Below are 21,352 nucleotides of genomic sequence, written 5' to 3'. Positions count from 1 at the left end.
CGTGGGGTCGCCCGTACGGTTATTGCTGGTTTAATTCTTTGGCCGTCCACGGCATAACGCGGCCCTGCGACAAGACGCGGGTCATGCTCACCGTCCGCCGGTTAATTGGCCCGCCGTCGTTGCTCCAGGCATTCCGGATATACATCAGGACGGCAGAAATGGCAGCATCGTCCATCGTAGCCAGCGACGGCATAACCGGCAGAATCTCCGGCGAGTCATATGTTTTGCCCGCCACCTCAATCGGGCCTTCAAGGCCGTGCAGCACAATCAGGGCCAGCCGCTTTTCGTCTCCCGTGACCCAATCGGAGCCGTTGAGCGGCGGTGCAAACCGCTTCAGACCATTGCCGTCGCTACCGTGACAGCCTGCACAGGTGGTCAGGTAATGCTGGCGGCCAAGCACAAACAGCTTCTGCTCTTCACCCGATAACACGAAACGCTTCGCCGACCGGCTTTCCTGTACTGAGTGCCCCGGCCATTCGAACAGGCTGTTCAGGGCCGCTTGCTGTTCGGGTGTCAGCGCTTTTTGTTTTTGTACCAATAACGCAGGCGCAGCTACCAGTTTTGTGGGTTTGCGTTGTTTATCGTTTGCGTAGGCACTCATCCCGTTCCAGATAGCCAGTTGCTGCCAGCTGGCTGCGGGTTTATGGACATCCAGCAGGCTGAGCATCGCCGTCATTTCCGTCGCATCAGCTTTGCGGATAATTGCCGAAGTCAGCATTTCCAGCAGGATTTCCTTACCGGTTTCACGGGTCTGCCAGTGGGGAGATTCACGCAGTTTCCGCAGAAATACCAGCTCCTGATCCTGCAGGCTGCTCATGACAGCATCCCTGATCAAGGCCTGATCGTTGTATCGGGCGGCTACCTGCGCAAGCAATGCATGTGCCACGTTCATATCCAGCGCCCGTGCAGACAGCGCCACCTGAAGTGCCACCTCAACAGGTGCCGTTTTTATCCGGTTGGTCAGCTGAACCGCTACCTGTGCCCGAACGGCGGCATTTGCTGTCGCCAGAGGCTCCAGCAACCGTAAGGCCGTGGTCTGAATCAGCGTACTTTTATCCGTCAACAGCGGGATCAATACCGCGGCCTGGCTCATGCCCAGACCATCGAGCGTCCAGAGCGCATGCAACCGGCCTAACTCATTGGGTCCTTTCCGGGCCAGTTGTACCAGCGGAGTCAGACTGCTTTTATCCGCCCGCTCGACCAGCAGCCGCTGGGCCATGTCGCGATGCCAGCCGTCGGCACTGGCCAGTTCACGGACGAGCTCACCGGTTGCTGCCTTCGACAGCGTTTGTGGTAACCGGGCGTGCCAGTCTGCCGGAACGATGCGCCAGATGCGGCCACCGTGTACCGGGGCATCCAGCTTACGGGCAAGGGTTTGTTCTTTCAGATAAGGAGTTATGTATGCACCGTGCTGAATCAGACCGCGGTACATATCGGCAATGTACAAGGCTCCGTCGGGACCGGTCGCCAGATATACCGGCCGGAAACGCTCGTCGGTTGACGCCAGAAATTCCTGTCCCGGATGCGGATCGTGTCCCGCCGGCAGTAAGCCGGACACCTCAATCCTGTTTCGCTTGATGAGATTGCCTGCCGGTTCACAGACGAACGCATTTCCCTGAAACGTTTGGGGCAAGGCCGTGCCACGGTAGATAAACGGCGAACAGGCGGCGGTAAACTCCTGCAAACGGCCTTCCTTATCCAGTGTTCCGGGGATATACCCGCGATTGACGGCCGGTGTGGCACGAACCGGATACACGCGGCGTTCGGGAGTCACCCCGTAATCAATTCCGGTTGTCGGCGTATGGTGCTTGTTCCGGTTCAGATAATTGGGCGGTACCAGATCGGCGTGCAGCTGCGACCAGTTGTAATTGTAATACAGGTGTCCGCTGTTATCATGACTGATCCCCCATTGGCCCCGAAACTCGGTAGTATCGCGCTGCCATTCGCCATTGGCCGTCAGCCGGTAACGGATCCGCGACTTGGCATTGTAGTACCAGTTATCAATATTCCGCCACATGCCATTCGGCGCGTGCTCGGGTAACCCGCCCGCCGAGTATTTCGGATCGACCAGCGTTTTGCGGTCTGCTTTCAGGTCGCCGTCCAGATCCTGCACATACCAGAGCGACTGATAATCGCCGATCAGCGCGCCGCCAGGCACCAGGGCAAGGGCGCGGGGCATAACCAGACTATCCGCAAAGACGGTACTCTTATCCATCTGCCCGTCGCCGTTCAGGTCTTCGAGCACCGACACACGGCCGGTTGGCTGGTTCTCGCCTTTTCCGTCGATGGTTGCCATGAATCCCCGCATCCCGACAACCCACAGCCGGCCGTCGGCATCGAAGCTGATCACCACCGGATCCTGCACCATTGGCTCCGACGCAACCAGCTGCGCGTTCAGCCCGGGTTCGAGCCGGAACGTTTGTAACTCATCGGCCGGTGTCCGGACCGGCGATAACTCATCACTGACTGTTGTCCGGAGATTCGGGGTGAAACTTAACAGGCACCCTAATCCTACACCCAGTATCGTAAGGGATAAAACGGGCTTATTCATGCCATTTCCATGAGGCTACATATCACTGGATAAAGCGTACTTCCGGCGCCGGATACTCCTACAACTTCCTTAAATTTTACAATTTCTTACAGTATGCACCGGAGTTTTTCTACTTCCCGTAGCCGGATTAGGGTATATTATCCCGTTTTTTGCCTATACTACAATGACCTTGTAACAAAATGTAACGCTTAACCCAATTCGTTCATGCAAGCAACGCCTGCTGCGGTCGGCAAACCGGCCGCTTTTACTGAAAAAAAATACATTACTACCCTCGTGTTTGTCACGTCCCTGTTTATGCTCTGGGGGATTGCCATTACGATGGGCGATGTGCTGAACCGGCATTTTCAGAACGTACTCCACGTCAGCAAAGCCGAGTCCGGTCTGGTACAGTTCTCGATTTTCGGTGCCTATGCCGTTATGGGTATTCCGGCGGGTCTGTTTATGAAACGCTTTGGCTACAAAAACGGGGTCTTGCTGGGGCTGACGCTCTATGCGGCCGGGGCCTTCCTGTTTATTCCGGCGGCCAATGCCGAATCGTTCGGTTTTTTCCGGATTGCCCTCTTTATTCTGGCCTGTGGCCTGGCAACGCTCGAAACCGTTGCCCACCCGTTTGTGGCCGGTCTCGGCGACGTACGTACCAGCGATCAGCGCATCAACTTTGCCCAGGCCTTTAACGGGCTGGGTGCTGTAATCGGGCCAGCGATCGGCGGCTATTTCATTCTGGGCGGCAATACAACCGGCTCCGACGATCTGGGTTCGGTAAAACTGCTGTATGTGGTGATTGGCTCCGTAATCCTGGCCATCGCGGTATCGTTTGTGTTCGTTAAAGTACCTCCCGTACAGGATGCCCATGCGGTCGAAACAGAAGAAGCCGATGCCTATGCGGTTCCGACAACACCCGGCGACCTGAAAGGGTCTAAAGGCCTTTTTCAGCACCGGCACTTTATCTGGGCCGCCATCGCGCAGCTCTTCAACGTTGCCGCTCAGGGTGGTACATGGGCCTTTTTTATCAACTATGGGGTCGAAAAAATGGGCCTGCCCGAAACATCCGCTGCCTATTATTTCTCAGCCAGTATGGTCATGATGATGATCGGCCGGTTCGTAGGTACGTACCTGATGCGGTTTATCGCACCGAATCGCCTGCTTGCCGCATTTGCTTTGGCCAACATCATCATGTGCCTGATCATTGCCCAAAGCTGGGGCTGGCCCTCATTTGCGGCTCTGCTGATGCTCAACTTCTTCTTCAGCATCATGTTCCCGACTATTTTCAGTCTGGGGCTGAAAGATCTGGGCAAACACACGCAACAAGCTTCGTCCTTTATCGTAATGGGTGTTGTAGGGGGGGCCTTGTTCCCGCCGTTGATGGGCCGCGTGGCCGAAACCGACGTAGCCATGGCCTACTACCTGCCGATTATCTGCTATGCGGTGATCTTCCTGTTTGGTGCCCGGTTCTCAAAACCAAATTAACTTAATTAACCCTCTCATCCTCCACACGTGCTCTCCGCAACGGGAGCACGTTTTTTACGCCTATGAAACGTTTCTTTTCTCTGCTACTGGCCGGTGCCTGCGCGCTGAATGCCTATGCACAAAAGCCGGTAGCGATAACCAATAACAGCGAAACGGCCTTCACCGATGCCGTCGTCGATATTCCGTGGCCGACCGTACTCAGCGCCTACCCACAGGCCGATACGAGCCAGCTACAGGTGCTGCTGGGTGGTAAGCCCGTCCCCTGCCAGTTTGAACGCAGAGGGACAAAGACCGTTCAAAATCTGTTGGTTCAGCTTTCGGTAGCGCCTAAACAGACCATCACACTGACTTTCCGCAAGGGGAAACCCGCACCGGTGACCGATAAAACCTATTGCCGTTATGTGCCTGAGCGCTACGACGATTTTGCGTGGGAAAACGACAAGGTAGCCTTCCGGATTTACGGCAAGGCCCTGAACGGCCGCTCCGACAACGCCTATGGCAGCGACATTTGGGCCAAACGAACCAACCAGCTGATTCTGAACAAGTGGTACAAACAGAACGACTACCACAAAGATCATGGCGAAGGCCTTGATTACTACCATGTTGGTCTTACCCTCGGCGCTGGCGACATCGGTGTTTTCCTGAACGACTCTATCCAGTTTGTCCATAATTACCAGACCTGGGAGGTATTGGACAACGGTCCGCTGCGGTCGACGTTCCGCGTTACCTACGCCCCCTACACGTTCAAAGGCATCACGGTAAATACCACCAAAACGATTTCGCTGGATGCCGGTTCGCAGCTGAGCAAAATTGTGGTGGCAATGCAACACACCTACGGGAAACCGCTCCCATTAGTAGCCGGCATTACGCTGCGCCCCGAACCCGGTCAATTGCTGCTTAATGAGCAAAACGGTATTCTGGCGTATTGGGAGCCGCAACATGGCAAAGACGGCACCATCGGGGTTGGCTGCGTGTTTACCAAAGGAAGCGTGCCGATGCGCAGGCAATACCAGCATGGCCTCGCGCAAATCGCCGTTCCGTCGGGCGAAACCATCACGTATTATTCCGGTGGCGCATGGGATAAAGCCGGGCAAATTACCTCCGGCCAGGCCTGGATGAATTACCTTCATGCCTTCAGCCAGCAGATTCAGGCGCCCCTACAGGTTCAGGTGAAGCCTTAAAGCAGCCGGAAAAGCCGCTTTTTTCAGAGGCCGGACCAAATCTAATTTATTTCTAATTTTTTTGTAACGGTACTCTAACCCTGACCCCGTAATCTTGTACCATGCATTCTAAACGAAGGATATAGTGCCGTATAAACTTCGTACATAGGTGGTTAGCAATATGGTTAGCACAGTGGTAAACACCGATTACAAGTCAACTTTACTTACTGTCTGATTTGAATAGCCATCTGGCGTTTCCAGGTGGCTATTTTCTTTTTCTCACGAATCATCATTCAGGTTATAGATTTTTAGGTGTTTTATAATAGCTGCCGGGGTCTTCTACGGCAGCTATTTTTGTTTTCTCGTCCGGCCCGTTCGCTCATTTATTCTTCTTCTCAAAAACTATCGATTCTACAGACTGTTCTGTTTCCAGACTCAACAAAACAGATATGACCATGAAACGAGTGACCCTCTTATTCATTTTTTCGCTTGGTGTTTTCACATTCCAGGCCTGTAGTTCAGAATCGAAGAAAAATGAAGATAGTGTTGAACAAGCCGAGGACATGAACGAGGCTAAAGAGCCGACGCAGGATGATGATGATTCAGAGTTTGCGGTAAAAGCGGCCAGCGGCGGGATGATGGAAGTTGAACTGGGCCGTCTGGCACAGGAAAAGGCTCAGAGCCAGGCCGTAAAAGACTTCGGAGCCATGATGGTTGAAGACCACTCAAAAGCAAATGAAGAGCTTAAAACACTGGCAACCAGCAAAAACATTACCCTGCCATCGACTATGGGCGAAGATCACCAGAAACACGTTGATGAACTGAGCAAACTGTCAGGCGCTGAATTCGACAAGAAGTACGTGAAAATGATGGTGGATGATCATAAAGAAGACATCGACCATTTCAAGGAAGCTGCTGATGATGCCAAAGATATGGAAATCAAGGCATTTGCGGCTAAAACACTGCCTACGCTGCAGAAACATTATGATGCCATCAAAAACATCGACAAAGCGATGTAATCAGGCAGGGATACCAACCGGACAGGCCAGCACAATCGACGTGCCCTGTCCGGTTACCGAAGTAATTTCCAGAACCCCGCCCAGTGAGTCGGCCCGCTGCCGCAAAAACTGAAGCCCGTTCCCGCCACGAGTAGCCGCCGGACTGAAGCCAACTCCGTCATCTTTTATGTCAAGCCTCAGTCTGTCTTCTGTCAGCGACAGGCTGACACACACATTAGCCGCTTGTGCATGCCGCAGAATGTTGTGTAGCGACTCTTTATAAAACAGAAAAATATCCCGTCGCTGATCAACCGGAATAATGTCGTCCGGTGTAATCGCCAGAAAGTCAAAATGAAGCGAGGTTGTCGTATTTTCAAAAAGACTATACGCCATTTCCCGCATCCGGAACGTCAGGTTCTCGTAGGTACGCTGCGACGAGTTCAGGCTCCAGACAATATCCCGGATAGCTCCCAGAACCTTTTTCGACGTCTGACCGATTGTGTTCAGGGTATCCATTACCTGTTCGGGCTGTTCGTAAACCTGTTTTCGGGCCGACCGGCTCAGTAAGGTAATGGCACTCAGGTCAGAGCCCACCTCATCGTGCAGATCGCGGGCAATTTCGTCGCGCAACCGGCTGATTTTCTGCTGTTTCTTCTCATTTTCCTGCAACTGATCGATCAATTGCGCCTGCACACTGATTTTTTCCAGTTCGGTCAGGTGATTGAGCCGCGAAATACCCAGCGTGAAACAAAGCACTTCGGCCACTACGCCCAGCTCAATGTACGTGACCGGATAACCGAAGGGCAGATCCGGCCGCCGGATAAAAACAGACGGGAAGAAATTGGTCGATAACGCAAAAATGCAGGCAAAGATGAAAAAGAAGGATCCGACAATAAAATAGACCATGACCTGATGCCGTAACCGGATAATACGCGGTACAATAATCAGGGCGCCGATACCCAGCAGATAGCGGTCGAGCGTATAGATCTCACTCCGGATGGTATCAGATACATGGGTCAGCACAAGAACCGTATCAAGCAGCAGATGCACAACCAGGAGGCCGGTCATTCCCCGCAGAAGCCGGAAACTGAACAGATCATTTTCGCGGATATTCATCAGCAGGATCGCAAACTGCATGTAAAAACTAAAGGCGAATGTCTCCATGAACACTACCGTATAGTTCATGCCGGGCAGGTAGTTTACCTTGCCATAGTCCTGATCCAGCAACCGGAATGTAACCATCATACAGACAATATAGAGCGCATATTGCCAGTAAATGGCTTTACGCTGCTGCCAGTACGACAACAAACCGTATAGCACCATCATGATGAGCATCCCGTCCAGCAATACCCGCAACTGCGAATAGCTGTGCCACACATCCTTCATCCTTACTTGCTTTTGCTGACAGACAAGATTAATATAAAAAGGGTTCTATGATCCGGGAGGTCAGGTCTGATCTTACCTGTCCCTTTTCAACAACCGATCAATTTCTGTCGTTACAATCTGCCAGCGTGCCTCCCAGCTTCCTGCAACATGTACGTAATCAAGCCCCCGCCGGATTAATGCCTCCTGAAACATCGCGTAAATTTCTTCACGCCGGTGTCCGAGATCACGCAGGCCGTCGGCAATCCAGGGGACATCGATGTCGAGCAGAAAATGCCGGTCATAGCCTATTTCCTGCTCCAGCTCATACAATACCGGCGGTACTTCGTTCAGATAAATCTGCGCATACAGTTCGGTTGTAATCAGATCCGTATCACAAATTACTAATTTATTGGCCAACGCTATCGCATTTTTTACAGCATCGGTTTGTGCTTTGCCTATACGGATGTAATCGGCTGGTGTCAGGTCGTTGGAAGTAATCAGATCACGGGCGACTTCCGGCACAAAAACCGTCTGGTAATGTTCGGCCAGCTGGCGGGCTAATGTGGTTTTTCCGACGCTTTCCGGTCCGTATAAACAGATTAATACAGGTTTTTCAACAGTCATTAAACAGGTTGTTAGTTGTCATTATCGAATATGCAGGGCCGCTAACAGCTCCCTGCGGCCTACCTCCTGCACGTCGCCGGGGCGCATGCCCGCAGCCGTAACCTCCTCAATGCTCCAGCGCACAAGCCGCAGGGTCGGAAACCCGACAGCAGCCGTCATCCGGCGGACCTGCCGGTTTTTGCCTTCGTGGAGGGTTAGGGCAATCCAGCTGGTAGGAATACTGGCCCGGTACCGGATCGGCGGATTGCGCTCCGGTATGGCCGGTTCGGGGATGCGCACGGCATGAGCCGGCAACGTGTGGTATGCCTTGCCGTCGACCGAAATAGTTACGCCCGCCGACAGTTGCCGCAGGGCTTCGTCGGTTACCTCGCCTTCGACCTGCGCATAATAGGTGCGCTGATGCCTGAACGCAGGGTCCAGTAAGCGGTGATTCAGGCGTTTATCACTCGTCAGCAGTAGCAGCCCTTCGCTGTCGGCATCCAGCCGCCCGACCGGATATACATCTTTGCCGAACACAAACGGCAGGTCGGCCAGGGTCGGCTTGTCCCCTTCCCGGCTAAACTGCGACATCATCAGATACGGCTTATAAATCAGGTAATACATAGTTCTATTGAGTGATTGAGCGGTTGAGTGATTGAGTAGCAGCAATTTGCTCCAATCACCTGTTACTACTTCAATTGCCCGGAACCATCCAGTATCCAGAACCATCCAGTATCCGTAACATCCGGTAGCTACAAAGGTAAAAGTCAATCTTTGTATGACAGTAAACAAAGTACAATTAGCGGGGTAATCCAAAAAAATAGTACTTTGCAGTGATTTACCCTTCATCAGCCACCGTTCTATACATTAGTAAAGTTTTTCTTTTTATTCTACAATAATAACCTACTATGAGCGAAGTAACTCCGCGCTTCCAACCTGGCGTTATTACGGGTGATGGCGTTTCTGAGATTTTCCGTCACGCTAACGAAAACAACTATGCGTTACCAGCCGTAAACGTCGTCGGTACGAACTCGGTAAATGCTGTTCTTGAGACGGCTAAAGCGGTAAATTCACCGGTAATCATTCAGTTCTCCAATGGTGGCGCGATTTTCTACGCCGGAAAAAGCCTGTCAAACGAAGGTCAGAAAGCCGCTATCGCCGGTAGCATTTCGGGTGCACTGCATGTACACAATATCGCTGAATACTACGGTGTTCCGGTCATTCTGCATACGGATCACTGCGCCAAGAAACTGCTTCCGTGGCTCGACGGTCTGCTGACTGCCAGTGAAAAATACTTCGACCTGCACGGTAAGCCGTTGTACTCGTCGCACATGATCGATCTGTCGGAAGAGCCATTGCACGAAAACATCGAAATCTGCTGCCAGTACTTCGAGCGGATGGCGAAAATGGGCATGACACTGGAGATCGAATTAGGGGTAACCGGTGGCGAAGAAGACGGCGTTGACAATTCTGACGTTGATGATTCTAAACTGTATACACAGCCTTCAGAAGTAGCATATGCCTACGAAGAACTGAAGAAAATCTCTGACCGCTTCACGATTGCCGCTGCGTTCGGTAACGTGCACGGTGTATATAAGCCAGGCAACGTGAAGCTGTCGCCGATCATTCTGAAAAACTCACAGGATTATATCCAGGAAAAATACGGAACAGGCCCGCTGCCGGTTAACTTCGTATTCCACGGCGGATCGGGCTCAAGCCGCGAAGAAATCCGTGAGGCGATTGAGTATGGTGCGATTAAAATGAACATCGATACGGACATGCAATGGTCGACATGGGAAGGCATTAAGGATTACTACCAGGCGAAAGAAGCGTATCTGCAATCGCAGCTGGGTAACCCTGAAGGTCCGGATTCACCGAATAAAAAATATTACGACCCGCGCGTATGGCTGCGTAAAGGCGAAGAAAGTATGTCTAAGCGTCTGAAAGTTGCGTTCGAAGACCTGAACTGCATCAACCGTCTGGCGTAACCGCAAAGGCTGCGCTGAAAACCAGCGTTTCATACCTATCATCCCCGTCTTTAGCCGAGACGGGGATTTTTTTTAACATGTTTTAAGAATACCGGCAGGCAACCCGCACCGCCAAAACGGCATCTACAAACAAACGGCTCCACTTAACCGGAGCCACGGCCTTTCACTGAAAAGGAGATGATTTAACCATCATTCTGTCGTATTTTGTCAACGCACTAACACCGCATAACATGATTCAGCGTTTAACCATCGTATGTATTTGCCTGTTTATTCAAACCATTGCCCTTGCCCAGACGGGTATCCGGGGAACGATTAAAACCAAAGGGGGGGACCCGCTACCCTACGCCGCCATCGCCGTAAAGGGTACTCAGAACGGAACCATCTCTAACGCAGAAGGCCGGTACGAGCTGACGCTGGCACCGGGTAAACACCAGTTATTGTTTCAATACCTTGGTTTTCAGAGCCAGCAAAAAGCGGTTGAGATTGACAACGGATTTATTAACCTGGATATCGTCCTGGAGGAACAAGTCTATAATCTTCAGGAAGTCAACGCCAAATCAAGCAACGAAGACCCGGCCTATACCATCATGCGCCGGGCCATTGCCAAGGCTAAATTTCATCAGCTACAGGTTCAGAGCTATACGGCCCGTGTCTATACAAAGGCGTCAGTAACCGTTACGGAACTGCCGATGGAATTTTTGTATAAAAAGCAGTTAAAGGAGGCAGAAACCGAAGCCAACTTCAAAAAAGGCGTCCCGATCCTGAATGAATCGGTGTCGGAAGTGACGTTTAAGCAACCGAATACCTACCGCGAGCACGTGATTGCCAACCGCAACACGCAGGGGGTTAAAGTAGCCGTCAATGGCTTTTACCAGAGCAGTTTTTACCAGCCGGAGGTGGCCAATGTGGTTTCACCGCTTTCACCGAAAGCGTTTGCCTACTACAAATTTGAGTACGAAGGTACCTTCCGTGAGCAGGGCGTTGACATCAGCCGGATCAACGTTATCCCGCGATCGTATGGTGAAGGGGTATTCAGAGGCTTTATTTACATCATCGAAAATACCTGGGCCATTCACAGCCTTCAGCTGGAAACGCACATCCCGCCGGGCATTAACCTGAGCATCAAGCAGATTTATAACCCCGTCCGGAATGTCTGGATGCCAACCAACCAGCGGTTCGACGCGAAAGGCTCTTTCTACGGTGCTAAGTTTACCGGACAGTATGTGATTAACCTGACGTACAAGGACTTCACGATCAACCCTGCCTTTGTGGAAGAGGTACAGGTAATCGATGAGAAAATCGACAAACCGGCGAATGTGCTGGCGAACCGGGACATTAAGGGTAAAAAGCTGGATGAACTGGTAGCGAAACAAAAGGAGTTTTCGACGAAGAACCTGCGGAAAATGGTCCGTGAGTACGAAAAACAGGAATACAAGGAGCGGAAAGAAAAGAAAGAAGACGTGGCTGTTACGCGGAATGACTCTGTCAGCATTGACACAATGGCCTATAAACGGGCCAATTCGTTCTGGGACTCGCTCCGGTCGGTGCCGCTGACCACGGCCGAACTCAAAAGCTATGTCCGCAGCGACAGCGTCCGGATTGTCCGTGAAGTGAAGGCCAAAACCGACAGCGTAAAAAAGGAAAACCCGGGGATGAAAAACCCGAACCGCAAACACAAGTTCTCACCGTTTGACCTGGTGACCGGTAATACCTGGCGACTGAGCAAGACCACCTCGCTGCAATGGAGCGACATCCTGACATCGGTTAATTACAATACCGTTGAAGGGTATCACGCCACGGCCGGTTTACAGCTCAACTATCATCGGCTACGCGTTGATTCGACAAAAGCGCGGCAAGTAAACGGGAAAACGGTGTATCCGTATGCCGCGACACCCAACTGGTATATCGGCGGCAATGCCCGTTACCAGTTGGGCAGGGAGCAGGTTGTTGGTTACGGTAAAGCAGGGTATGCCTTCAAAACGACAAACGTCGATCTGACAGGCGGCCGGTTTATGTCACAACTGAATCCGGAAAACCCGATCAGTCCGCAGATGAACTCGTTCACCACGCTGCTCTTTGAGCGCAACCTGATGAAGCTCTACCAGAAGGATTTTATCCAGCTCAGTGTCTCGGCCAAACCCATGGAAGGCCGGCTTAAACTCAATGGCAGCCTGGAATATGCCAACCGTACGGAGGTTGCCAATTACCGCGAGAACCTGAAGCCCTGGATCGACTGGAAAAATTATGCCTACACACCGAACCGGGTACCGAATAATGAAATCGGAACCACGGCCTTTCCCAACCATGAGGCTCTGGTGCTGAACCTCTCGGCCACGATGCGGCTGGCATCCCCGCACTACTACATCCGCAACGGCCGGAAAATTACCCGTACCAACCGCGATGCGCCGGAGCTGACGGTCAACTACCGGCGCTCATTTGGCAGCCTGCTCAACAGCAATGCCTCAAATTATGACTTTTTACAGGCCCGTATCGGCCACTCGTTTGAAACGGGTATCCGCAGCCGCCTGAGCTATGACGTGAGTGCCGGTGCTTTCCTGACCAGCCAGAAGGTCTATGCGCCGGACTTCAAGCACTTCATGGGCAACGAGTTTTTCCTGCAACAGGGCGATCCGGTAAGTGTCTTCCGGATGCTGCCGTATTATCAGTACAGTACCGGCAAACGCTTTTTTGAAGCCCACGTGCTGAGCGAGCACCGCAAGTTCCTGATTACGCAACTGACCATGGCCCGTCTGGTTGGCCTCAAAGAAAACCTGTTTGTGCATTATCTGGCGACACCACGCTCACCACAATACACCGAGGTGGGTTACGGACTCGACGGCCTGATTCCGGGCGTGCTGCCGTTTTTCCGCGTGGAGGTCATCAGTCAATGGGAGAATACGACCTACAAAGGACTTGGCTTCCGCGTGGGAACAACGCTGAAGTTTGGCAGGAACTAAGCCCACTGCCGTACCTCCCCGAGGGTTTTAAACTCTCGGGGAGGTAAATCCGTTACCTAACCATGAAAGCCAATCACCTGTTTCTTATCGGCTGCCTGCTGCTGATCGGCGGGATACTCGGCTGGCGGTGGCTGCATCCGGAACCGGCCCGTAAATCTGCGTTCGAGCGCTCGGGCGTGGTGCCCCCACAGGGTCGCCGTGTGGTAAAAACGGATGCGGAGTGGGAAGAGCTGCTGACCGCGCCTCAATTTTATGTAACGCGGGAGAAAGGCACCGAAGGCCGCAACAGCAGCCCCCTCACCCACCTGCACCAGGCTGGCGTTTATGAGTGTGTTTGTTGCCACAATCCGCTGTTTGCCTCCCGAACCAAGTTTGACTCCCGCACCGGCTGGCCCAGCTTTTATGTCCCCATCGCTCCGAACGCCGTTTATACCGACTTCGACGGCCGCCGCACCGAGGTGCTTTGCTCCGTCTGCGATGCGCATCTCGGCCATGTTTTTACCGATGGTCCTGAACCGACCGGGCTCCGGTATTGCATGAACGGAACCGCTCTGACCTTCAAACCGGCCCGCTAGGGCGTGAGCCGAATCGTTTTTTCGGCCACCGACTGCACTTTTTCTTTTGAGAAATACACCGGAAAATACCCGTTCTCGGCCCACAACCCGAACAGGTCGCGGTAATGCGGGCTATCGGGATCGCCGGATTGACCGGGCGTATTGATGCCCATGGTCCGGTCCCAGTCTTCGGTATCCACCAATATCCGGAACGACGCCCCATGCGTCTGGTTCAAGGCCGGACCCGTTACATTGGGCGTTTCGGCGTAGCCGCCCCGCGCAACCGGTCCCAGATTAATCTTCTTCTGCATGCCGGCATCTACCAGCCCGCTCAAGGGATGTGTCAGGGTAATGTGTTTATTTTTGGTTTGCCCATACTGCCACTCATCCATATCAGGACCAAGGCGTTTAGCCAGCTCATCGGTAGCGCGGGTCAGGCTCGTCAGCAGCAGGCTGTCCCGCCGGGCAACCGGAGCCGCCACTACGCGGTCAATCATGCGTTTAACAGGCAGTGTCGTAAAATAGGCACGGGCCTTTTCCGGCACCGCTTCTTCATACAGCAGCCGGCGCAGCTGCCCTTCCCAGGCCACGTAAATGGCCGCCGGTACCGAATTTGGTTCTAACCGGTAGTCCCAGCGCCGCAAATAGCTTAAAGCCCGTTCGGTTTTATCGTCGGACGAAGAAAGCAGGGCCAGAAACGGCACCAGTGTCCGGGCAGGCAACGAAAGGTAATCGGACTGAAGCTGCATGAAATCAGCCATCGTTTTGCGCTGCCCGTTTTTAAGAACTTCTTCGATCCGGTGTGCCCGCGACGGCCCCGACCAGATCCAGCCTACTGTGTTCCGGTATGGGTAGTCGACCGGTGTGAGGTTATTATTTGCCGTAACGATAATACCATCCGCCGGATTGGCTTTCGACGGCCGTTTCAGTACCGGCAGATAGCCAGCCCATTCGAAGCGTCCGTCGCCCGGAACCGGCACCAGCCCCGTCCAGTTTTTGCGAACCGGTGCCAGTCCGACAGCCTGCCAGCCGATTTCGGCCTTTTGCCCGGCAGTCGGGCGGGTGGCCCAGATCATGTTTTCGCCGGGAATGTAGCTATAGGTACAAGCCTGCCGGAACTCCGTCCACGACTTCGCCTGATTCATCCGCAGACTGGCCAGATAGGGAGCGCTGCCTTTATCAAGCCAGCCGGCCCGCACCGCATAGGCCTTGCCACGGGCTTTGTCCTCAAAAACAACCGGTCCGTGACGCGTATACTTCAACTCCACCGTTACGTCGGGCTGCCCTTTCACCGGAATGGTTTCCTTCCGTGTCCGCATGGTTTCCCAGGCACCTTTGTAGCGATACTGAGCCGGATTTTTCGGATTAATGTCGTATACGTAGAGGTCTTCGTTATCCGTATCGAAGATGGTCAGCCCCCAGGCGCCGTATTCGTTGTGGCCGATAGAAACGCCGGGCAGTGTCGGTTCTCCCCCACCCGCCACATGCCAGCCGGGCGCATCGAGGTGGACCCAGTACCGGAGCGAAGGCGTCGACTGCGTCCGGTGCGGATCATTGGCCAGCATCGGATATCCGCTTGCCGACTGGTTGCCATCGATCACCCAGTTATTCGAACCGACATATTGTTTTTCGGTATCGAACCACTCCTGCACTTCCTGAGCCGACAGGCCTACTTTGTCTTGTTCTTTCTGAAACGTCAACGGTAAGCGGAAGGCTTCGTAGAGTTCCAGAATGGGCTGAAACAAAGCCTCCCCGTCGACGTGCAGCGTCAGATCCGGCTCACCGTCTTTCGTGATCGGGTGAAACCACTGCAGCTCTTTCACCTTTTTCTCGCCCAGCAAGTGTACCAGCCGGCCGTAGTTCAGCTCCTCACGGATATTACTCAGCAGCCCCTGATGCCGGCTGATTACTACCTCCGGTGTCCAGAAACCAGGTTGGGTGTTCAGTACTTTAAATTCGAAGGGCAGCTTTTCGGGTGTTTTCAGTATGTCCCGGATATAGGCGTTGACGCCCTCGACAAACGCCCGGACAATCAGCGGGCCATGCGGGTGGTAATGCCGCAGTTCCGCATCCAGGTCTGTCGTTCTGAACGAAAACAACCGCGTCCCGATATCCCGTTTGAGTTCCTGCGGACCCAGCAGTTCGGCCACCGTACCGGTCGCCTGGCGCCGCCACAGTTCAAACTGGAACAGCCGGTCCTGAGCGGCGGAGTAGCCTTGCGCAAAAAACAGATCGTGTTCGTTTTGTGCATAAATGTGCGCGATTCCCCATTTGTCGCGTATGATCTCAACCGGCTTTTGCAGGCCGGGTATTTTTTGAGCCATGCCCGGGGTCAGGGCAAAACAGAGTAGATGTGTCAGCAGGCAGCGTATAAGCATCGGATGAAGCGATTGTCGGTTTGTAAAGATAAAATTCAGCCGACAAATACCTACGGTTCGTTGTCCGTACTTGGCGAATCAGCGGAAAAGCCTTAATATTAACCGGCTATTTACTGCTGTATGACTTCTGAGCCAGACGATATCACGCCCTTTTCCGGCAACGACCTGCAACCATATCTGCAGACCCCTGCCCTGCTACAGGCATTATTGAAGCAATTGATTAAGGATTTTTCGATGGCACGCGTGCAGTTGCCCGTAACCTGTGAGGAGCCCTATTCCTTTGAAGGGCTGAAGCAGGTTATTGCCGATACCCTGCGCGCGCAGGCGCCGCACGCTGCGCAGCTCCAGAATGTTTTTTACCGGGTCGACTTAACAGAAAAACTGGTAAGGAAGGCCCTGCATAACCATCAGGGCGATACCTTACCAGTGATCGCAGCATTAATTATCAAACGTGAATTACAAAAAGTAGTTATCCGTCATTGGTATCAGCAGAATGATTCGTCGACTTAGAGTTGTTTACGCAAGCGGGCTACCGGAATATTAAGTTGTTCGCGGTATTTAGCCACTGTCCGGCGGGCAATGTTGTACCCCCGTTCATTCAGCATTTTCTCCAGCTTATCGTCCGAGAGCGGATTCACTTTCGGCTCATTATCAATCAGTTCCTTCAGGATATTCTTTACTTCACGGCTACTGACATCCTCGCCCGAATCTGTCGAAATACCTTCTGAGAAAAAGTATTTAAGCGGATAAATGCCGAATTCGGTCTGTACCGATTTGCTGTTTGCTACCCGCGAAACCGTCGAAACATCCATGTCAATAAGGGTCGCGATGTCTTTCAGGATCATCGGCCGCAGCTTCGACTCATCGCCTGTCAGGAAGAAATCGTACTGAAACTTCACGATGGCATTCATCGTCTTCAGCAGGGTCTGCTGGCGCTGTTTGATAGCATCGATAAACCACTTGGCGGCATCCAGACGCTGCTTCACAAACGTTACTGTTTCGCGCAGGTTTTTATTATGTTTTGTGCTCTTGTCATAGGTATCGAGCATCTCTGCAAACGAACGGCTGATTTTCAGCTCAGGGGCGTTTTTCGAGTTCAGGGTCAGTTCAAGTTTTCCGCCGCTGTTGGTCAGGATAAAATCCGGAATGAGGTACTGCGCGGTACCGTCTTCGCCTTCAACCGATCCCGGTTTCGGGTTCAGCTTGGTAATGATGGCAATCACTTTCTTCAGCGTTTCATCGCTGATATTGAGTCGCTTCTGAATCTTATCGAAGTGTTTCTTCGAAAACTCATCAAAACTTTCCTGGATGATTTTGCTTGCCAGCCGTACACACTCATCGGTCTGGTCTTTTCGCTCCAGCTGCAGCAACAGGCATTCCTGCAAGGTACGGGCACCGATGCCGGGCGGATCGAATGTCTGGACCTTTCTTAAAACGAGTTCCAGCTCTTCTACATCCGTATAAATTCCCTGGGCAAAGGCCAGGTCATTGACGATGGCCTGCAGCGAACGCCGGATGTAGCCGTCACTCTCAATACTGCCGATTAGCTGCAACCCGATTGCGTGCTGCTCAGGGTCTAACCCCAGATAACCAAACTGCTGAATCAGTGAATCCGACAAGGTGGACCGCATAGCAATCGGCATCTCACGGTCTTCTTCCCCGTAAGCATCGCCCTGCATTTTGTACCCTGTATAGTCTTCGTTATGCAGATAGTTATCGATGTCTAAATCATCGGACCGGTCTTTGTAATCATCATCATAATCATCTGCAAACGGATCATCCGACTGACTGTTGTCGTCGTAATCCTCTGCGCCTTCTTCCAGGGCCGGGTTAATCTCTAATTCCTCCTCGATTCGCGCATCCAGCTCGGCAGTCGGTATTTGCAACAGCTTGATAAACTGTATCTGCTGGGGGGACAGCTTCTGTTGCAACGACTGGTTTAGGCTCAATTTCTGCATAGTACATAAACGGGATTAAGGTCTTATAGAACGTTGAGTCGTATGAAGCGGGCTGCATCTAAGCCCAGCCACAATTATTAGACCAATTTTACATTTTTTTTGTTTGCTGCGAAGAAAAATCTCAAAATATCTTTTTGTGTATCCTTGACGCTTTGCCCCTAAAAACTACTCAACATCCTGATTTAAGCCATTTTACCCACATTATTATCGCTTTATTTTCTGATTCAGTGGTACTCAGAATTAAGTATATCTAATAGACGCTTAATTAATACACCTGTAACAGGATTTGTAACAGATTTACCCCATTCTTTTTACGTATATGGATGTAGATAGTTTCACCGGAATGACTAATTCGTTAGCACAGGATTAAAATCTGTGCTTTTTTTGCAGACAGGCTTGTTATAGCTCTGTATTAGCTGCCAAACACCCGCAGGGGTTACGTATGAAATTGATCAAAGTTGCCGCCGGCGTACTGAATCAGATTCCGCTGGCGTGGGAACATAACCAGAAAAATATCATTGCGGCCATCGAAACGGCCCGTAAACAAGAGGTCAGCCTTTTATGTCTGCCAGAGCTCAGCATCTGTGGTTATGGCTGCGAAGATGCCTTTTTCGCGCAGAACACCATTGACCAATCGGTGGCCTCACTGTTTGAGATTTCGGAGCACACACACGACATGGCCGTGGCGCTCGGGCTGCCATTACGCTATAACAACCGAACTTACGATGTGGTTTGTCTGGTGGCCAACAAACAGATTCTGGGCTTTGCCTGTAAGCAGAATCTGGCCAACAACGGCATCCATTACGAGACCCGCTGGTTTCAGCCCTGGACGCTCGGCTTCCGCGACGAAATCCGGCTGGCAGCTCCCGGCCACAGCGAGATGTCGTACCCCATCGGCGACCTTGTCTTCGATCTGTCGGGAGTCCGGATCGGTTTCGAAATCTGTGAGGATGCCTGGATTGCCAGCCGACCCGGCCGGGCTTTGTATGAACGGGGCATCGACATTATCATGAACCCTTCGGCCAGCCATTTCGGCTTTAACAAGTCAGTGGTCCGGGAGCGGTTTGTGATTGATGCGTCCCGTTCGTTCGGGGTGAGTTATGTCTATACCAACATGCTGGGTAACGAAGCCGGCCGGGCAATCTACGACGGTGATGCCATGATTGCTTCCAACGGCGAACTGCTGGTATCGAGCCCGCGCCTTAGCTACGAAGACCATCATATTGTTACGGCGGTTATCGACGTCGACAGTACGCGCCTGAACCAGACCCAGAACCGGGTGAATATGGCCATGGCGTACCCTGCTCTGAAAGTACAGTCGCTTTTTCATTTCCCCGACATACGACCGGTACTGCAACGGGCCGAACTCGAATCATGGGAACGCGGTGGCTACATTAAAGAGGAAGAGTTTGCCCGTGCCGTGGCGCTCGGCCTCTTCGACTACCTACGCAAGAGCCGGTCACACGGCTATGTGCTTTCCCTCAGCGGCGGTGCTGACTCGTCGGCCATTGCCGCAACCGTTTTCCTGATGGTTCGTATGGCCATTGAAAACATCGGTATTGAAGGCATCAAACGAAAACTGAGCTACATCAAAGCCCTTCAGGATTGCCAGACCGCCGAACAGATTGTCGGCAAGCTCCTGACGGTGATCTATCAGGGCACGGAAAACTCGTCGGAAGACACGTATCTGTCGGCTAAAGAGCTGGCAGACAGCATCGGCGCTACATTCTATACCATCAACATCAACGGGCTGGTCGAAACCTATCGCGGATTAATTGAGGAACAGCTGGGCCGTACACTCAGCTGGGATACCGATGACCTGGCGCTGCAGAATATTCAGGCACGGGTGCGTGCCCCGGGCGTCTGGATGCTGGCTAACCTACAGAATGCATTGCTGCTGTCGACCTCTAACCGGTCGGAAGCGGCGGTTGGTTACGCCACCATGGACGGTGATACAGCGGGTAGTATCAGCCCGATTACCGGCATCGACAAGCATTTTCTACGCAGCTGGCTACGCTGGCTCGAAACAACAGGGCTGAACATTGCCGGCACGCCGTCGGCCGAAACCGCCATTAAACTATCGGGGCTGCACCGTGTGAATACCCTTCAGCCAACGGCCGAACTTCGCCCACTCGACAAAAAGCAAACCGATGAAGACGACCTGATGCCATACGATGTGCTGAACCAGATCGAAAACGCAGCCATCCGCGACAAGCAGGCACCGGTTGATGTGCTGAAGCTGATGGAGGTCCACTTCGAAGATGTTTATACGCGTGACCGGCTGATGTTGTGGGTAGAGCGTTTTTTCCGCTTATGGAGCCGCAACCAGTGGAAGCGGGAGCGTTACGCCCCATCGTTCCACCTCGACGACCACAACCTCGACCCGCGGACCTGGTGCCGTTTCCCGATTCTGTCGGGTGGTTTCGACAAGGAGATTGCGCAGATGAAGGAATGGGCCGCGGGCGAAAGCGGGAAAGGGCGCAAGGGGAAAATTGGATTTTGACCCATGAAACAACTTGTTCCCGGCCTGCTCTTCGCTGCCCTCTGGGCGTCGGCGTCGGCAGCTACCAAGTTTGGGGTCAAGGTGGCGCACCCGTTTATTCTGGCCAATGTCCGTTTTTTCATTGCCGGAGGCGGCATGCTGCTCTTTGCCTACGCCATCAAACGGTATGACAACGCGTGGCCAACGCGGACCGAATGGCAACGGCTGACGATCTTCGCCTTACTGAATACGACGATTTACCTCGGCGCGTATGTCCTCGCGCTTGAGCAGGTTTCGGCAGGGATTGGTAGCCTCTCAACGGCTACCAATCCGCTGTTTATCTCGGTGATGTCGGCCATATGGCTGCGCCGGCCTCTGCGCCTGAACGAAGGTATGGGCCTGCTGCTCGGGCTGCTGGGCGTGGCCGTGGCGACCTATCCGCTGCTCGAAAAAGCCTATGCCACCGTTGAGGGGCTGCTGATTCTGCTCTTCGCGATGGTGTCGGTCTCACTGGCTACGGTCTATTATGCCCGCTTCGAATGGCGTCTGCCCAATGTAGTTATCAATGGCTGGCAGGTATTCATCGGCGGTATCCTCCTGCTGCCCGTCACTCTCCTGACCGCCGACTTCGGGCAAAGCCAGTTCAATACCACGTTCTGGCTGTCGGTGATGTGGCTGATTATCCCGGTTTCGGTAGCAGCCCTGCAACTTTGGTTTTACCTCGTCCGGCAGGATGCGGTGCAGGCCTCACTCTGGCTGTTTCTCTGCCCTATCTTTGGCTTTGTTTATTCGTCATTATTGCTGAATGAGCCCATTACGGTATATACCGTTGCCGGTACAGCGCTCGTCATCGGTGGATTGTGGCTCGGGCGGACGGGCAAAAAATAACAA

At 52.9% G+C, this 21,352-nt stretch carries 15 protein-coding genes; 9 read left to right on the top strand and 6 right to left on the bottom strand.

Translation table 11 applies throughout. The features are described from left to right. Window positions 1-19 precede the first annotated feature (19 nt). Window positions 20-2,551: a DUF7133 domain-containing protein gene (locus BLX24_RS15660; protein WP_071504091.1), complete on the bottom strand. Its 2,532-nt coding sequence runs from the start codon at window positions 2,549-2,551 to the stop codon at window positions 20-22. Between the two features lie 204 nt (window positions 2,552-2,755). On the opposite strand from BLX24_RS15660, the gene fucP reads away from it, so the two are divergent. The 3 genes from fucP (at window position 2,756) to BLX24_RS15645 (ending at window position 6,197) form a co-directional block, all read left to right on the top strand. Continuing rightward, window positions 2,756-4,018: an L-fucose:H+ symporter permease gene (fucP, locus tag BLX24_RS15655; RefSeq protein WP_071504090.1), complete on the top strand. Its 1,263-nt coding sequence runs from the start codon at window positions 2,756-2,758 to the stop codon at window positions 4,016-4,018. A gap of 62 nt (window positions 4,019-4,080) precedes the next feature. Beyond that, on the top strand, window positions 4,081-5,199 hold the full coding sequence (locus BLX24_RS15650) for a BT3233 family polysaccharide utilization protein (RefSeq protein WP_071504089.1): 1,119 nt from the start codon (window positions 4,081-4,083) through the stop codon (window positions 5,197-5,199). Window positions 5,200-5,633: 434 nt separating this feature from the next. Next, window positions 5,634-6,197: a DUF4142 domain-containing protein gene (locus tag BLX24_RS15645; protein ID WP_071504150.1), complete on the top strand. Its 564-nt coding sequence runs from the start codon at window positions 5,634-5,636 to the stop codon at window positions 6,195-6,197. On the opposite strand, the gene BLX24_RS15640 is transcribed toward BLX24_RS15645, so the two are convergent. The 3 genes from BLX24_RS15640 to BLX24_RS15630 form a co-directional block, all read right to left on the bottom strand. Next, on the bottom strand, window positions 6,198-7,562 hold the full coding sequence (locus BLX24_RS15640; RefSeq protein ID WP_071504088.1) for a sensor histidine kinase: 1,365 nt from the start codon (window positions 7,560-7,562) through the stop codon (window positions 6,198-6,200). 72 nt (window positions 7,563-7,634) lie between these two features. Next, the gene (locus BLX24_RS15635; RefSeq protein ID WP_071504087.1) at window positions 7,635-8,165 is read right to left on the bottom strand and encodes an AAA family ATPase; all 531 of its coding nucleotides are present in this window, start codon (window positions 8,163-8,165) and stop codon (window positions 7,635-7,637) included. Window positions 8,166-8,186: 21 nt separating this feature from the next. Beyond that, window positions 8,187-8,768 (bottom strand): pseudouridine synthase, encoded by a 582-nt coding sequence (locus BLX24_RS15630; RefSeq protein WP_071504086.1) that lies wholly within the window; start codon window positions 8,766-8,768, stop codon window positions 8,187-8,189. A 284-nt stretch (window positions 8,769-9,052) separates the two neighbouring features. Here BLX24_RS15630 and fbaA point away from each other — a divergent pair, with 284 nt between their 5' ends. From fbaA to msrB, 3 genes are all read left to right on the top strand, one after another. After that, complete coding sequence (gene fbaA / locus BLX24_RS15625) at window positions 9,053-10,132, top strand: class II fructose-bisphosphate aldolase (RefSeq protein ID WP_071504085.1); 1,080 nt, start codon at window positions 9,053-9,055, stop codon at window positions 10,130-10,132. Window positions 10,133-10,362: 230 nt separating this feature from the next. Continuing rightward, on the top strand, window positions 10,363-13,089 hold the full coding sequence (locus BLX24_RS15620; protein ID WP_083422005.1) for a DUF5686 and carboxypeptidase regulatory-like domain-containing protein: 2,727 nt from the start codon (window positions 10,363-10,365) through the stop codon (window positions 13,087-13,089). A 62-nt stretch (window positions 13,090-13,151) separates the two neighbouring features. Then, entirely contained in the window at window positions 13,152-13,664 is a 513-nt protein-coding gene (msrB, locus tag BLX24_RS15615; RefSeq protein ID WP_071504084.1) for a peptide-methionine (R)-S-oxide reductase MsrB, read from the top strand. Here the strand turns inward: msrB and BLX24_RS15610 are convergent. Continuing rightward, the gene (locus BLX24_RS15610; protein ID WP_071504083.1) at window positions 13,661-16,021 is read right to left on the bottom strand and encodes a penicillin acylase family protein; all 2,361 of its coding nucleotides are present in this window, start codon (window positions 16,019-16,021) and stop codon (window positions 13,661-13,663) included. The two genes, msrB and BLX24_RS15610, sit on opposite strands and share 4 nt — an antisense overlap. A gap of 120 nt (window positions 16,022-16,141) precedes the next feature. Between BLX24_RS15610 and BLX24_RS15605 the strand changes: the two genes are divergently transcribed. Then, a complete protein-coding gene (locus tag BLX24_RS15605; protein ID WP_071504082.1) occupies window positions 16,142-16,531 on the top strand; it encodes a hypothetical protein in 390 nt (129 codons plus the stop codon). On the opposite strand, the gene rpoN is transcribed toward BLX24_RS15605, so the two are convergent. Next, window positions 16,528-17,979, bottom strand: coding sequence for an RNA polymerase factor sigma-54 (gene rpoN, locus BLX24_RS15600; RefSeq protein ID WP_071504081.1), 1,452 nt, complete (start codon window positions 17,977-17,979; stop codon window positions 16,528-16,530). The two genes, BLX24_RS15605 and rpoN, sit on opposite strands and share 4 nt — an antisense overlap. A 442-nt stretch (window positions 17,980-18,421) precedes the next feature. Here rpoN and nadE point away from each other — a divergent pair, with 442 nt between their 5' ends. After that, window positions 18,422-20,482 carry an NAD(+) synthase gene (gene nadE, locus BLX24_RS15595; RefSeq protein WP_071504080.1) on the top strand — a complete coding sequence of 687 codons (2,061 nt, stop codon included), beginning with the start codon at window positions 18,422-18,424 and terminating at the stop codon, window positions 20,480-20,482. A 3-nt stretch (window positions 20,483-20,485) separates the two neighbouring features. Next, window positions 20,486-21,349 carry a DMT family transporter gene (locus BLX24_RS15590; protein WP_071504079.1) on the top strand — a complete coding sequence of 288 codons (864 nt, stop codon included), beginning with the start codon at window positions 20,486-20,488 and terminating at the stop codon, window positions 21,347-21,349. Window positions 21,350-21,352 lie beyond the last annotated feature (3 nt).

The organism is Arsenicibacter rosenii (genome assembly GCF_001870735.1).
In the GTDB taxonomy this organism is placed as follows: Bacteria; Bacteroidota; Bacteroidia; order Cytophagales; family Spirosomataceae; genus Arsenicibacter; species Arsenicibacter rosenii.
Note: the sequence above shows the minus strand (reverse complement) of the source record. Positions and strands in the feature narration are given on the sequence as shown.